The organism is Priestia sp. YIM B13551, assembly GCF_042787905.1.
Lineage (GTDB): Bacteria > Bacillota > Bacilli > Bacillales > Bacillaceae_H > Priestia.
Genome location: NZ_JBHZOX010000039.1, coordinates 1 through 1,102, shown reverse-complemented (window position 1 = coordinate 1,102; position 1,102 = coordinate 1). Strand labels below are relative to the sequence as shown.

1 pseudogene is annotated in these 1,102 nt (G+C 31.9%); it reads right to left on the bottom strand.

What is annotated here, in order from left to right:
- Positions 1-260, bottom strand: a pseudogene (locus ACFX4N_RS31090) (fatty acid desaturase); the annotation flags it as partial.
- Between the last annotated feature and the right edge of the window lie 842 nt (positions 261-1,102).

Here is a 1,102-nt window from a genome sequence, read left to right as displayed (position 1 = left end):
TTATTCGCTTTTCGGCTTTTGAAAAATGATTGATGACAACAATCATGGAAAATAATGAAGATTCGGACGACGAACCCTGCTGTAACAATAGATAATGGTAGGGTTAGCCAATAAGAAACAGATAAACTTTGATAAGCTAGAAACCAAAGTAGTAAAAACGGAAGGAATGTGTTTATTAGTTGCTTTATACTCGATTTCGTATTGGATTTTTCAAAAGGTGCTACATTTTTTCTTAATTCAGTCGTTTTTTGTTTGCTCATGTTGTCCTCCTTAAATCTTTACCGTGTTTAATATTCAGCTCTTCATCATTATATTTATAGTAGCACATAGTAGCTGGTAATAAAACATACAAACGTCAAGTAACTAATATGACAACTGTCACACATGTGTGAATGTATTTTCTTAATAAAAGGAAAAGGGTTTGAAAAAAATTCAGTGTCATTAAAGTAGTAGCATTATTTCAGTCCTAGCTATTTAAAAGTGCTCATAAACCTGTACCTTTCCAAGAGGCATTGAGCTACTATTTTTAAAATATAATGCGAACAAAAAACTACCTCTACTGTGATGACTAGGGTAAGGTAGTTTTTTCAGAGCTATGAATTTCAACTGCCGTTCATTTTGGTATAAAAATTCTTTAACAATTTCATCATGTTACGCCCCGAAGTTCTTGACATTTTATGATTATCTTCATCATCACGCGTACTCAGGTACCAGCTTCCCTTGTCATCTTCATTTAATCTATATACCTTATCGGTTCTACTATCTGTATAAAAGTCTCCATCCTTAAGTCTCAAACGATCCCCCCTCTACCACATATATACCCGGTATTATACCCAAGATATCAATTTTATAAAAAATTTCATATACACAAAAACAGCTAGGTTTCCTAATAAGCTTACTAAGCTGCATATGCACAAAAATGGTGAAAGCCAAATGAATTTATTTACTACTAGTAGATTTTAAATGAGTCCTTTTACAATACAATTCTTTACATTTTAAAGATTCATCTACTTTCCTGTATTTGTTATATTCGGTTTTATATGTTACAATTAAGTTAATTATTTTTGTTCGGTGTAGGATTAAGAGAAGAGAAATCTCTTCC